This window comes from Tropicimonas sediminicola (assembly GCF_900188335.1).
In the GTDB taxonomy this organism is placed as follows: domain Bacteria; phylum Pseudomonadota; class Alphaproteobacteria; order Rhodobacterales; family Rhodobacteraceae; genus Tropicimonas; species Tropicimonas sediminicola.
This window is the reverse complement of the sequence record NZ_FZOY01000002.1, coordinates 440,486-453,864: the sequence shown is the minus strand read 5'-3', so window position 1 is coordinate 453,864 and position 13,379 is coordinate 440,486. Positions and strand designations below refer to the sequence as shown.

The following is a 13,379-nucleotide window of genomic DNA, read 5'->3' as shown; positions in this document are numbered from 1 at the left end:
CGGGTCATGTCCTCGTCTCCCATGTCAGACCTGGGCCGCCTGGCCGCTCAGGACCGGATCGGACTTCTTTTCGCTCGAATCGGAAACCGGTCCGAAGGGTTTGTCGTAATGTGCTTCGAGCTGCTTCTGGATCAGGCCCCAGACCGTGGTCATCAGCAGGTACCAGCAAGCCGCGCACATGTAGGCTTCCAGCACCTTGAACTCGAGCTGCGCGAGCTGCTGGGTCCGGCGGAACAGCTCTTCCATCGAGATGACGGAGGCGAGCGAGGTCGTCTTGATCATCAGGTTGAACTGGTTTCCGAGCGGCGGGATGATGACCCGGGTGGCTTGCGGGATGATGACGTAGCGCATCCGCTGCGCCCAGGTCATGCCGAGCGCGCGGCTCGCATCCTTCTGGCCCCGGTTCACCGACAGCACGCCCGAGCGCACGATCTCGGCGAAATAGGCAGCCTCGTGCAGCGACAGCGCGACGATGGCGCTCTCGACCACGCCGAGGCGGATCCCGACCTTGGGCAGCACGGTGTAGATGATGACCATCTGGACCAGCAGCGGCGTGCCGCGCCACACCCAGATGTAGGCGTTCGCGATCTGCCGGAGGATCCAGGTCTTCGACATCTTCATGAAGGCCACGACGACGCCGAGCGAACAGCCCAGCACCATGGCGACGATCGACAGCCAGATCGTGGTCCAGACCCCGTGCAGCATGTAATCGCTGAACAGGAAACGCATGAAATGGTCCCAGCTCCAGGACATGAGAACCCCCCTTCAGGGTATGGGGTGGCGCGTCCGCGCCACCCGCGTTTCGATCAGTTGTCCGAAGCGATCAGTCGCCGGTGTAGAAATAGGTGAACTCTCCCGGCCAGCGGTCCCAGACGTCGATCTTGGTGGTGCCGTAGGCTTCCATCATCGCATCGTAGGTGCCGTCCGCCTTCATCGCGTTCAGCGCATCGGCCACGGCCTGCGCCAGGTCCGGCTCGTCGAAGGCGAAGGCGCCGGGGGTGCCGGGATAGAGGCCGGTCGCGGCCTTGGTGAACTGGCCCTTCTCCTGGTAGTAGGAGCCGATCGCGTCACCTGCGAAGACCGCATCGATCTGGCCGCCGCCGAGCGCGAGGAAGGTCTCGCCGTAGGTGTTGAAGGCGCGGATATCCATCGGCTCCAGCCCCTCGGCCACCTGGGCGTCGTTGATCTCGTTCAGCTTCTTCTCCTCGAAGCCCGCGATCTCGACGCCGACGGCATGGCCGGCCAGGTCCTTGGGCTCGCTCACGCCCAGCGGGTTGCCGGCGGCGGAGATCAGCGCCAGCGCGTTGACCGAGTAGGGCACCAGCTGCATGAAGCCCGCGCGCTCGTCGGTGAAGTAGAGGCCGGTGTTGATCATGTCCCAGCGGTCGGCGTCGAGGCCGGGGATCTGCACGGCGAAGTCGACGTTCTGGTAGACCGGCTCGAGGCACAGGCGCTTGGCGATCTCGTCGCCCATCTCGCGGTGCAGGCCGGCGATGTTGCCGTCGGCGTCGATGTACTGCTTGGGCGGGATGGTGGCGTTGATCGACATGACCAGCTTGCCTTCTTCCACCACCGGCAGGCCGGTCGGACAGTCCTGTGCAACGGCAGCGCCGCCGGTCATGGTCAGAAGGACGGTCGCAGCCATCCGGGTCGCTTTGGTATTCATCATCGTGAAGGTCCTCTGTTGAAGTGAAGCGGGGCCGCTTGACCGGCCTTTCTGTTGTGTTTCGGATCAGGGTTTGCCGGCGCCGCCGCACCAGCCGGTGACGACGCGGGTGGTGACGTCGACCATGCGGAGGAAGTCGGCCACATCGACCCACTCGTCGCGTTTCTCGTTCTGGCTGAGATCGCCGCAGAGGCAGCCGAAGGCGACGCAGGGGATGCCGGCCTCGACCGGCGGATTGCGGATGTCGCTCGATGTGTGCATGGCGTTGACGTAGGGCTGCTCGCCGGTGACCTCGCGGACGGAGCGCGCCGTCACCTGGAAGAGCGGATGTTCCTCGGGGACATGGGCGCCGGTGACGCCGGTGAGCCAGTCGATCCTGGGCGGGTGCGCCCTGAGCCAGTCATCGGCCTCGCAGGCGCGGGCGACGGCGGCCTCGACCTCGGCCTGCACCTCCGCCAGCGTCTCGCCCGGCGGGAAGGAAAGGGCTCCGCCCATCACGCATTCATCGGCGATCCGGGCGAGCTTGGTCATCTGGCCGCACTGGATGCGGGAGATGTGGAGGTTGGTGGCCCGTCCGACCCGCGCCTCGATCTGCGGCTGACGGATGCGTCTGGCGCGATCCTCGGCCAGGGCCATCAACGCGCCGTGGATCAGAATGGCCTTGTCCACCGGGTTGGCGGCAAGGTGGGAGAACGCGGTCTGCCCGGGTTCGGTGGTGTCGGGTGCCTGGCCGGTGACCGTGATGCGGAACTCGAGCTGGCCGGATGCCAGCGCCTTTATCTCGCGCATGCCGACCCCGGATTCCGCCGGGTGCAGATAGAGTGCCGCGTCGGCGGTCAGCCCGTCGTGGAGCAGGGCGGCGACGCCGCGGGCATATCGCTTGGAGGGCGTCGAGGCAAAGACCGCACGCCCCATCGGCCGGCCGCTCGCGGCCGCGGCCTCGATTGCCAGGACGGCGGCGGCGCAGCCCGCAAGGTCGTCCGCAACGCCCCAGCCATAGAGCCGGCCACCGTCGATTTCCCCGGCAAAGGCGTCATGGGTCCATTGATCGGCATCGGTGACGGGTTCACCGTCCGGGTGCGCGAAGATCAGCAGGCTCGGCAGGTCGTCCCGACCTTCCAGCGTGCCGACCACCGCGCTGCGTTGCTCGGGGTTGCGGGAGGAGTCGGCGGCGAATTCTCCCTTCATGGGGACGCTCGCCGGGTCATAGTGATGGCGGCTCACCTTGCAACCCGCCTGCGCCAGCCGCGCGCCGATCACCTGCTGAACCGCGTGCTCGCCGCGCGGCTGTGCGGCGATCAGCTCGCGCAGGAAGGTGATGGCGCTCTGGCTGTCGGCCTCGGGGGCGGCGGTGTCGCTCATGACTGATCCTTTGCAGTTCCGTGTTCCGGCGGTATACAATGCATAACAGACCGTACACCGAAAGAGCGCAATAGATTTTGTTCTGTATCCATGGAATAAGAGAGGCCAGGGATGAGAAGCGTGCTCAAAACGATGAAATTGTCATCGCGGACCCGGCGCTGTGCCTGCCGTGACGACATTGTTGGAAAGTTGACGACATGACGAAGCAGACGCCCGCGCTCGACACCGCTCCCGATTCCGCAAAAGCCACCATTGCCCCGGCCTTCCCGAGGCGGGGCACTCTTTCAGAGCAGGCTTATGACGCGATTTCGGAGATGATCGAGCGGCGGGAGCTCGCCACGGGGAGCCTGATCGTCGAACAGCAATTGGCGGACCAGCTGGGCATTTCCCGAACCCCGCTTCGGCAGGCGCTCCAGAGGCTGGAGGCGGAGGGCGTGCTGGTGAAGTCGGCCAACCGCTCGTTCCAGGTGCGCAAGGTCGAGCTGCGCGAGTATTTGCAGAGCCTGAAGGTGCGGGAGCTTCTGGAAAGCGAGGCGGCGGCGCTCTGCGTCGATCGCGTGGATCGGGAGGCTATCTCGGCGGCGCGGGCCAACCTGCAGGCGGTGGAGACGCGCCGGCCCTATGACATGCTGGCGCACTGGCGCTCGGACGACGAGGTGCACGGGCTGGTCATCGAGAACTGCGGCAACAAGGTCATGGCGGAACTGATCCACGGGCTGCGCGCCAGTACCAAGATGTTCGAGATCGACCGTCTCTACGAACGGCTGGAGCCGGATTCCCGACAGCACGCCGAGATCCTGGACGCGCTGGAGGCGCGGGATGCCAAGGCGGCGCGCAAGGCGGTGGCGAATCATATCCGCTCGCTGTTCCAGTTCGCGATCGAAACCATCGCCTGAAATGCCTGAGTCCGACCTCGCAGGCGCAGCGCCGAGGGTGCGGAACGCCTGCGAATCGGGCATGCGGGGCGGAGCCTGGTGATTGCACGCATCGGCTTGGCTGGCGGGTGACGAAGATGCCCGGAGGGCTTGTGCAGGGCGGCAGGTTTCGAGTGCTCCTTCGCGAATTCAACACGTTCAGTCAAAGAATTGTATTTAATGCATAATTCCTGAGAGCGCGACGTCTCTCCAACTTTTCGGGGAACCACTTCTAACTTTCGGAGTTGACAAAAAAACGCCTGCAGCCAAACGGGTTGCGGCGGATTTCTGCCGATGGCTTGACCCGATGGCAGATTCCCAATTCTGCAGCGCGGCATGGCGCATTATCTACCCGCGATCGACGATGGAGAGTCCCTTGATCAAGAACGAGATTTCCTTCCCCGGGAAAACGGTCGGCCTGGACCGCCGTACCTTTCTGGGAAGGCTCCTCGGAACCGCCGCGCTCGGCTCACTGGTCGGCGGGGTTCCGGCCCTTGCCCAGCAGGCTGACGCGCCCGCTGCCGAAGGCGCGCCTGCCGCGACGCCTGCGGAGGCGCCGTTCTCCTTCGACACCCTGACCGAGATGATGCGGGCCGAGAGCCGCGAGGCGCCTGTCGAGGTGGAAAAGATCGGTAACTTCCTCGCCGAGCTGGATTACGACGAGTTCCAGCGCATCCGGTTCGACCCGGATCGGACCCGCTGGGCCGACAATCCCGACTTCCACATGAACGCGTTCCACCTCGGGTGGCTTTTTAAGGAGCCCGTGCATGTGTATGAAATCATTGACGGTCAGGCTCGTCCCATGTCGTTCTCGACGGCCGATTTCATCTATTCCGATCTGAAGACCGACGTCCCCGCAGATTTCGAGATGTCGGGCGTCGCCGGCATTCGCCTGATGACCCCGCTCAATCGGGCCGACAAGTTCGACGAGCTCGTGTCTTTTCTCGGTGCGAGCTATTTCCGGGCGCTCGGGCGCGGCACCGTCTACGGGCTGAGCGCGCGCGGGCTTGCCGTCAACACCGGCCGTCCGGAGGGCGAGGAGTTCCCCCGCTTCTCCGACATCTGGCTGGAGCGTCCCGCCAACGGAACCGGCAGTGTCACGCTCTACGCGGCGCTGCGCAGTGCCTCGGTGACCGGCGCCTATCGCTTTGTCATTCGCCCCGGCGAGACGACGGAGATGGACGTGACCGCGCGGCTCTTCCTCCGCAAGGATATCCGCCATCTAGGCATCGCGCCGCTGACCTCGATGTATCTGTTCGGCGGTGCCGACCCCGGCGCCTTCGACGATTTCCGCCCCGCGGTGCACGACAGCGAGGCGCTGGTCCTGAACACGGCCTCTGGCGAGACCTTCTATCGCCCGCTGAACAACCCGCCGCAGCTCGCCAGCTCCTTCCTCGGCGCGCAGAGCCCGGCCTCCTTCGGTCTGGTCCAACGCGACCGGGCATTCCAGACCTATCTCGATGCCGAGGCGCATTACGACCAGCGGCCCTCCGTCATCGTGAAGCCGCTCAACGACTGGGGGCAGGGCAGCGTGAGCCTGCTGGAGATCCCCTCGGACCTCGAGGTGAACGACAACATCGTTGCGATGTGGGTTCCCAACCGCGAGACCAAGGCCGGTGAGGAGCTGGAATTCTCCTACAGGTTGTATTGGGGGCTGGCGCCCGAGGGGAACGGGTCTCCAGATCTTGCCCGGGTTTTGCGCACGCGAGTCGGAAAAGGCGGCGTTTCGGGTGTGGATGGCCCCTCCGATCGGCGGAAATTCGTCGTCGACTTCGCCGGCGGCACCCTGGCGGAACTTTCTGGTGAGGCAGAAGTTGCTCCGAATGTCAGTATCCAGAATGGCGAGGTTGTCGAGACCGTCCTGTCCCGAATCGAGGACACAGGCTCGTGGCGACTGGTCATCGAAGCGCGCGCCGCGGATGGCGCTGTCGTGGAGATGAAGGCCTCCCTCGAAGGATACGGACACGCGTTGAGCGAAACCTGGTTGTACCAATGGGTAAACAAATGAACGACACACAGTTCGTGAAAGACACCAAGGCGCCGGAGCTCGATTGCCTGCCTCCGGAAGCGCCGCTGGCGATGCCGCCACAGGTGCTGGCTCCCCGCAGTTCGAGCCGCCTGGCGATGCTGATGCGGCTGGTCTTCGGCTGGCAGTCGGCCTGACATGCGCAAACCGATCCCTGCGTCCGGCACGACCCGGTCCGCGCGCCTGATCGCCCTTGTCGGCGCGACGCTCATGGCGCTGGTCGCCGCTGTCCTGATGGCCGACGTCGCGGCGCAGGACAGCGTTGGCGTCTTCGACTGGTTTCGCATCGTCCTGATCTTTGCAACCACCGCCTGGCTCGGCTGGGGGGTGATGCTTGCGTTGACCGGGCTTGCGCCATGGCGGGCCCGGTCCGTGCCGGCCCTTCAGGGTGCGCAGCCGCCGGCCGTGGTGCTGGTTCCGATCTGCAACGAGGATCCTGTCCTGACATTCGCGCGGGTCGCGGCCATCGACCATTCGATCGCTGCGGCCGGCGTGTCTCTCGATATCGCCATTCTCTCCGACACCCGCGACCCCGAAGCGAATGCGCGCGAGCGCGAGGCCTTCGAACGGCTGCGGCGCGAAGTGAGCGGGCAGGGGCGGGTGTTCTACCGTGTCCGCGAGGACGGGCGCGGCCGCAAGGCCGGCAATGTCGAGGACTTCATCCGCCGCTCGGGCGGCGCCTATGAATATGCGGTGATCCTCGATGCCGACAGCCTGATGAGCGGTGCGGCGATCCGGGACATGATCGCCCGGATGGAGGCCGATCCGGACCTGGGACTGCTGCAGACCTTGCCCCGCATCGTCGGTGCGCGCTCCTTCTTCGGGCGGATGATGCAATTCTCGGCGGCCTTCCACGGCCCGGTCTTCACCCGCGGCCTTGCCCGTATGCAGGGCGCGACGGGCCCCTTCTGGGGGCACAACGCGATCGTCCGCGTCCGCGCCTTCGCCGAGAGCTGCGGCCTTCCGGCGCTTGCCGGGAAACCGCCCTTCGGCGGGCATATCCTGAGCCACGATTACGTCGAGGCCGCGCTGCTGGCGCGGGCCGGGTGGCGGGTCGAGGTCGATCCCGCGATCGCCGGCTCCTACGAGGAAGGGCCGGAGAACGTGCTCTCTCACGCCCGGCGCGACCGCCGCTGGTGCCAGGGCAACCTGCAGCATATCCGACTGCTTCTCGCGCCCGGTCTCGCGGGCTGGAGCCGTTTCGTTTTCCTGCAGGGGATCGTCGCCTACCTGGTCTCGCTCCTCTGGGCCGGTTTCCTGCTCAGCTCGCTGGCCGCTGCCGCGCTGGCGCCGCCGCCGGACTATTTTCCCGAGCCGTACCAGCTGTTCCCGGTCTTCCCGAGCGACCTGACGCAGGAGATCCTGGCGCTGGTCCTGGGGATCGTGGGCCTGCTGATCCTGCCGAAATTCGCCGTCTGGGCGGAGGCCGTGCTGACCGGCCGGGCCGAGGCCTATGGCGGGCCGATACGGGCGCTTGCCTCGGTGGTGACCGAGATCGCGCTGACCTCGCTGCTGGCGCCGGTCCTTCTGGCCTACCAGACCCGGGCGGTGCTGCAGGTGCTGTCCGGGCAGGACGGCGGCTGGCCGGCCAATGCCCGCGGAGAGGGCATCCTGCATCTCGGCCAGACCCTGCGCGCCTGCCTCTGGGTCGTGGTCTGGGGCGCACTGGCCTATGTCGCCGTTCTCCAGATCGCCCCCGAACAGGCGCCCTGGCTGCTGCCGGTCTGCCTGCCGATGATGCTGGCGCCGGTGCTGGTCGCCTGGACCTCCCGGCCGCTGACCCACGCGGTCTTCTCGGTGCCGGAAGAGACCGAGGTCCCGGCCGTGGTCACCGAGTTCCGCGACATCGCCGCCCGCTGGCTGACACCTGCCTCGCCGCAGGAAGCCCCGATGGGGAAGGAAGCGGCCTGAAGTGGTAGCGACCGTTACGAACAGCATGCCCGCGTCCGCAGGGCAGGGCATATCTGTGCCCCGGCGTCGGCGTGACGCCCGGATCGACGCGTTTCGCGGGCTGGCGCTGGCGATGATCTTCATCAACCACATGCCCGGCAATCCCTACGAGAAGTACACGATCGGCAACTGGGGATTCTCGGACGCCGCCGAAGGTTTCTTCATCATGTCGGGCATCGCCGCCGGTGTCGCCTATGCCAGGGGGCTCGAGGTCACCCAGCGAGTGCGTGCAGGTCTTTGGCCCGGCGTCGCCCCGATCTGGCGGCGGGCATGGACGCTCTACCTGGTGCACCTGTTCCTGACGGTCTGCGTCATCGCGATCTTCGGCGTCGCGGCGGCGGCTTTCGGGAAGCCGGATCTGCTGCAGATGCACAACCTCGGCGCCGTCTTCGAGCGGCCGGGAGATGTGCTTTTCGCGATCCCGCTTCTGGGCCACCAGATCGGCTACGTGAACATCCTGCCGGTCTATTGCGTGCTGTTGCTCTTCACCCCGGCCGCGATCCTGATCGGCCTGCGCCGCCCGATGCTTCTGCTCGGGCTGGCGCTGGCGCTGTGGTTCGCCGCCGGATGGTGGCGGGTGAGTTTTTCCAACTTCCCCGAAGGCGGGGTCTGGTTCTTCAATCCGCTGTCCTGGCAGTTGATCTTCGTGATCGGCCTGCTGATCGGCCTGCGCCTTCGGCGTGGCGAGCGGCTGGTGCCCCGGTCCCAGTGGCTGTTCGGCCTGGCGTCGGCCTTCCTCGTCTTCGTGGTCGCGTGGAAGCACATGCCGGAGGTGACGGCGTTCATGAACCACCAGATGTGGCGGTTGGCGGAAGCGGGCGCGCCGTTCCACGTCGTGTCGCACGAAAAGAGCTACCTCGCCCTGCCGCGGCTGCTGCACAGCCTGGCGCTTGTCTACGTTCTCTCGTGCCTGCCCATCGTCGTCCGATTCTCCGAGTCGCGCGCGGCCGCGCCGCTGAGGCTGATGGGGCAGCACGGGCTGGTGGTTTTCGCGACCGGTACACTGATCTCCCTCGGCTTCCAGACCCTGATCCACGGATTCGGTCAGACGCCCTGGCTGGGCTGGATACTCCCGCCAGCCGGCCTCGCAATGCTGCTCGCCACGGCCTGGGTGGCGCAGTGGCGCCGTCAGCAGGAGGGCGGACTGCTGCCTTCCCGGATGCCGCCGCTGTCGCCCTTCGCCCGGCGTGAAAGGGTCGGATTTGCCGAGGCGGGCGCGCCGGACCGGTAGCAAGAGCGGGCGCCGCGCCTTCCGGAGGTGTCGAGGCAGGGGCCGGCCGCAACTCCCGTTCAGCCGTTCATCCCTCCATCCACGAGACATGCGCCGCCACGATCCGCCAGCCTTCGGGCAGACGGACCCAGCTGTGGCTCTGGCGGCCGATCCGCGCCACGCCGTCGCGGGTGAACTCGGTGTTGGCCGTCGCGAAGTCGCGTCCGAAGGTGGTGATGACGGTTCGCGTCAGCGTCCGGTCGAGGCCCTTGGAAGGCCGCGCCTGGCGGAAGGCGAGGATCTCTTCCTGACCGTAGAGGTTCTCGGTCGCGCCATAGCGGATGACATGCGGGCTCGACCAGAAGAGTGCGTCGAGCGTTGCCACGTCGTTGCTGGTCAGCGCGGTCTCGTAGCGATGGAACGCCTCGGTCACTTCGGCCAGAACATCCGGCAGGTTGATCTCGGCCATCGTCACACCGCCAGCGCCGCCGGGCGCGCCACGCCGGGGCGCAGTAGGCGGGGCAGAGGCGCCTCGAAACTCGGCTTGCCGCGCTTGACGCCCCAGATCGGCCGTCCGATTTCGGCCACCGCATCAGCACGGCTGGCGCAGGGCAGGGCGACCAGGTCGGCGGTCGCGCCTTCGCGGATCACAGGGTCGCGCCCCAGAAGCCGGAACGGCTCTTCGCTGACCATCGCAAAGCACCGGGCCAGCGCCTCCGGGCTGCCGAGCTGGGCCACGTTGGCAAAGAGGTTCGCCATGCGCGGCAGGGAGCAGTCGCCGTAGGGCGTGAAGGGGTTCAGCACGTTGTTTGTGGCGACGGTGCAGCACAGCCCTGCCTCGTGGAACCTGTGGGCCGGGGCCACGCCGCGCGGCACGCCGTGGTCGTGGTCGCGGCCGGTCATGAAGAGATCGGTCGCGGGCAGCACCGTCAGGGCGATCCCGGCATCGCGCATCAGGGCGATCGTATCGGTCAGGGGGCCGGGGGGCAGCATCGAGAGCTTGGTGACATGACCGATGGCGACGCGGCCCTGCATGCCGTGGGCAATGGTCTCGCGCGCGACCCAGTCGAGGTGCCGCCAGCTCGTGTCGAGGTCGAAATCGAGGTGGAAGTCGAGATCGACATCATAGTCCCGCGCCATCGCGAAGAGCGCCTTTATATGCCCCTCGGGATCGCTGTCGGTATAGGGGCAGCCGCCCAGAAGGTCTGCGCCCTCGTCCAGAGCCCGGCGCAGAAGCGCCTCAGTTCCGGGGTAGTTCAGCAGGCCCTCCTGCGGAAACACACAGATCTGCAGGTCCACGCCCCAGGCGTAATCCGCCTTGAGCTGGCGCACGGCCTCGAACCCCGCGAGGCCGACGCCCGGGTCGATCTCGACCTGCGTCCGAATAAGCGTCGTGCCCTGGCCGATGGCCTTTTCCAGCACGCGGGCGCCGCGGGCATGGACATCCGCGGTCGTGAAGTCGCGTTTGGCAGCGCTGACCGCCTCGATGGCGCCCTTGAGCGTGCCGGTCGGGTTGGAGGCGCGGTCCAGCAGGCAGGCCTTGTCGAGATGCAGGTGGCTGTCGGCGAAGCCCGCGATCACCAGCCCGCCGCCTGCATCGAGCGCGCGGGCGTCGGTGGCTATGCGCGGTGCGATGGTCTCGATCCGCCCGTTCCTGATGCCCAGGTCCTGCGGAACGCCGCCGTCCTCCAGCAGGGCGTTGCGGATCACGAGGTCCAGCGTCATGCGACGTCTTCCTTCAACAGGGGGGCTTCGGCCTCCGCTGTCCCGCCGCCGAGATAGGCCGCGATCAGAGCCTCGTCGCCCTGCAGCTCCTCGGCCGTGCCCTCTGCCACCACACGGCCCTGTTCGAGGACATAGGCGCGGTCGGCCACCGCCAGCGCCAAGGTCGCCATCTGGTCGACGAGCAGGATGGTGATGCCGTCGTCGCGGAGCTCGGCCAGAATGGCGTAGAGCTCCTCGATCATGGCCGGCGCAAGGCCGAGGGAGGGTTCGTCGAGCAGCAGCAGTCGAGGCTTGGCCATGAGGCCGCGCGCGATCGCCATCATCTGCTGCTCGCCACCGGACAGCAGTCCGGCGGGGGTGTTCATCCGCTCGCGCAGACGCGGGAAACGCGTGAGGATCGCTTCGAGCTCGGAGGGGTCCGGGCGCTCCTTGCGCTTGTAGGCCCCGAGTTCGATGTTCTGTGCGACCGTCAGGTCGGGAAAGACCTGACGCCCCTCGGGCACCAGCACGAGGCCGCGTTCGACGATCTGGTGGGCGGGCCTGCCCTCGATGTTCCGGTCTTCCAGGATGATCTCGCCGGCGCTCGGGGACATCAGGCCCGACAGCGTCTTGAGAAAGGTCGACTTGCCCGCGCCGTTCGCGCCGAGAAGCGCCACCAGCTCCCCCTGTCCGATCCGCAGGTCGACCTCCTGCAGCACGTCCGCCGCGCCATAGCCGGCGCAGAGCTTGCGGGTGATGAGGCGCTCCATCGCGCCCGGCACGTAGTCCAGCTCCCGCGGCGGGGCATCGAGCGTACCTTCGCCGAGATAGGCGGCGATGACCTTTTCGTTGCTGCGGATGGCCTCGGGGGTGTCGAAGGCGATGGGCTGGCCCGCATCCATGGCAAAGATCCGGTCCGAGATGCCCATGACCATCTCCATGTCGTGCTCGACCAGCACCACGGCGATCCCGCAATCGGCCAGCTTGCGCAGCAGCCCGGATAGCGCGCGCTTGTCCGCGTGCATGAGGCCCGCGGCCGGTTCGTCGAGCAGCAGGACATGCGGGCGCATGGCGAGCGCGCGGGCAATCTCGACCAGCCTGCGGTCCACGTGGGGCAGGTCGTCCGCCGGGGTTGCGGGATCGCCTTCGTATTCCACGAGCGCCAGCAGACCGCGCGCAAGGGCGCGGCGATCCGGTGTCGCCAGCGCCGAGAAGGGCGCCCCGCCGCGACCGCGAGGCAGGCCGGCGATCACGTTCTCCTCGGCGCTGAGCGCTCCGAAGAGCCGCGTCGCCTGGTAGGTGCGCGCCACGCCGAGCCGGGCGGTGGCGTGCATCGACCAGCCGGCGACGTTGCGGCCTGCGGTCTCGATGCGGCCGGTTTCCGGCACGTAGAAGCCGGAGACCATGTTCAGCAGCGTCGTCTTGCCCGCTCCGTTCGGCCCGATAACGGCGGTGACCTCGCCGGGCGCGGCATCGAAGGTCGCCCCGTCCACGGCCTTGAGCCCGCCGAAGGTGATGCCGAGGCCCTCGACCTTGAGCCCGCCTCTGGTCTCGGGGCGGATGAAGTCGAGCACCGTGTCGCGCGAGGCGGCCGGCGTTGTTTCGGTGGCGCGCGGCAGGAAGGCCGCGATGGTGCCGACCACGCCGCGTGACGCGAGCAGGAGAACGGCGATCAGAAGCGCGCCGAAGAACAGCAGCCGATATTCGGCCAACCCCGACAGCATCTCGGGCAGGAAGACCACGATGGCCGCGCCGACGAGCGGGCCGAGCACCGTGCCCGCGCCGCCGAGGATCACCGCGAAGAGGAACAGGATCGATTGCGACAGCATGAAGTTCGAGGGCGCGATGAACTGCATCAGCGTGGCAAAGAGCCCGCCCGCCAGTCCCGCCGTCCCTGCGGCGATGGCGAAGGCGGTGAGCTTGGTGATGAAGGGGTCGAAGCCGAGGGAGCCCGCCGCGACCTCCTGGTCGCGCAGGGCGGCCATCGCCATGCCCCATCCGCTGTCGGATAGTGCGCGGTAGGCCAGCAGCGCCGCGCCAGCGAGTACGATGGACAGGATCACCAGTTCACGTTCGCCGAAGGAAAGCCCGAGGAGTCCCGGCATGTCGAACCCCATCAGGCCGTTCTGGCCGCCGGTGAGGCTGCGCCACTCGATGGCGACATGCTCGACGATGAAGGCGAAGGCGATGGTGACCATGGCGAGGAACGGCCCGGCCATCCGCACCGCCGGCACGGCGAGCAGCGCGCCGACGCCCGCGGAGAGCGCGGTCGCCAGCGGCAGGGCCAGCCAGAAGCTCAGCCCGGCCTGCATCAGGATCGCATGGGCATAGGCCCCGATGGCGAAAAACCCGACCTGGCCGAGCGAGACGAGGCCGGTGAGGCCGTAGAGCGCGTTGAGCCCCACGCAGAGGATCGTCCAGATCGCCACGAGGCCGATCACGAATTGCGTGTAGCCTCCGATCACGCCGAGCGACAGGATCGCCGCCGCGGTGAGCGCGAGGATGGTCAGGTCGAGCGGACGAGGGCGGAAAAACGATCTCATCGGC

11 protein-coding genes are annotated in these 13,379 nt (G+C 67.2%); 5 read left to right on the top strand and 6 right to left on the bottom strand.

Annotated features, from left to right (window positions below; genetic code table 11):
• Window positions 1–24 precede the first annotated feature (24 nt).
• From CHB86_RS06470 to CHB86_RS06460, 3 genes are all read right to left on the bottom strand, one after another.
• Entirely contained in the window at window positions 25–753 is a 729-nt protein-coding gene (locus tag CHB86_RS06470) for an amino acid ABC transporter permease (protein WP_089232185.1), read from the bottom strand.
• Between the two features lie 70 nt (window positions 754–823).
• Complete coding sequence (locus CHB86_RS06465) at window positions 824–1,669, bottom strand: ABC transporter substrate-binding protein (RefSeq protein WP_089232184.1); 846 nt, start codon at window positions 1,667–1,669, stop codon at window positions 824–826.
• A gap of 63 nt (window positions 1,670–1,732) precedes the next feature.
• Complete coding sequence (locus CHB86_RS06460) at window positions 1,733–3,028, bottom strand: M20 family metallopeptidase (RefSeq protein WP_089232183.1); 1,296 nt, start codon at window positions 3,026–3,028, stop codon at window positions 1,733–1,735.
• Window positions 3,029–3,225: 197 nt separating this feature from the next.
• Here CHB86_RS06460 and CHB86_RS06455 point away from each other — a divergent pair, with 197 nt between their 5' ends.
• The 5 genes from CHB86_RS06455 (at window position 3,226) to CHB86_RS06440 (ending at window position 9,149) form a co-directional block, all read left to right on the top strand.
• Window positions 3,226–3,924, top strand: a complete 699-nt coding sequence (locus tag CHB86_RS06455) for a GntR family transcriptional regulator (RefSeq protein WP_089232182.1) — start codon at window positions 3,226–3,228, stop codon at window positions 3,922–3,924.
• Window positions 3,925–4,318: 394 nt separating this feature from the next.
• On the top strand, window positions 4,319–5,950 hold the full coding sequence (locus tag CHB86_RS06450) for an OpgD/OpgG family glucan biosynthesis protein (RefSeq protein ID WP_245837780.1): 1,632 nt from the start codon (window positions 4,319–4,321) through the stop codon (window positions 5,948–5,950).
• Window positions 5,947–6,105: a hypothetical protein gene (locus CHB86_RS24560; RefSeq protein ID WP_176442791.1), complete on the top strand. Its 159-nt coding sequence runs from the start codon at window positions 5,947–5,949 to the stop codon at window positions 6,103–6,105. Before CHB86_RS06450 ends, CHB86_RS24560 begins: the two co-directional genes overlap by 4 nt.
• 1 nt (window position 6,106) lies before the next feature.
• The gene (gene mdoH, locus CHB86_RS06445; RefSeq protein ID WP_089232181.1) at window positions 6,107–7,879 is read left to right on the top strand and encodes a glucans biosynthesis glucosyltransferase MdoH; all 1,773 of its coding nucleotides are present in this window, start codon (window positions 6,107–6,109) and stop codon (window positions 7,877–7,879) included.
• 55 nt (window positions 7,880–7,934) lie between these two features.
• A complete protein-coding gene (locus CHB86_RS06440; protein WP_176442790.1) occupies window positions 7,935–9,149 on the top strand; it encodes an OpgC family protein in 1,215 nt (404 codons plus the stop codon).
• Between the two features lie 67 nt (window positions 9,150–9,216).
• Here the strand turns inward: CHB86_RS06440 and hpxZ are convergent, their stop codons facing one another.
• The 3 genes from hpxZ to CHB86_RS06425 are packed head-to-tail and all read right to left on the bottom strand — an operon-like array spanning window position 9,217 to window position 13,375.
• Complete coding sequence (gene hpxZ, locus CHB86_RS06435) at window positions 9,217–9,597, bottom strand: oxalurate catabolism protein HpxZ (protein ID WP_089232179.1); 381 nt, start codon at window positions 9,595–9,597, stop codon at window positions 9,217–9,219.
• A gap of 2 nt (window positions 9,598–9,599) precedes the next feature.
• The gene (locus tag CHB86_RS06430) at window positions 9,600–10,853 is read right to left on the bottom strand and encodes an amidohydrolase family protein (RefSeq protein ID WP_089232178.1); all 1,254 of its coding nucleotides are present in this window, start codon (window positions 10,851–10,853) and stop codon (window positions 9,600–9,602) included.
• Window positions 10,850–13,375 (bottom strand): branched-chain amino acid ABC transporter ATP-binding protein/permease, encoded by a 2,526-nt coding sequence (locus CHB86_RS06425; protein WP_089232177.1) that lies wholly within the window; start codon window positions 13,373–13,375, stop codon window positions 10,850–10,852. Before CHB86_RS06425 ends, CHB86_RS06430 begins: the two co-directional genes overlap by 4 nt.
• Window positions 13,376–13,379 lie beyond the last annotated feature (4 nt).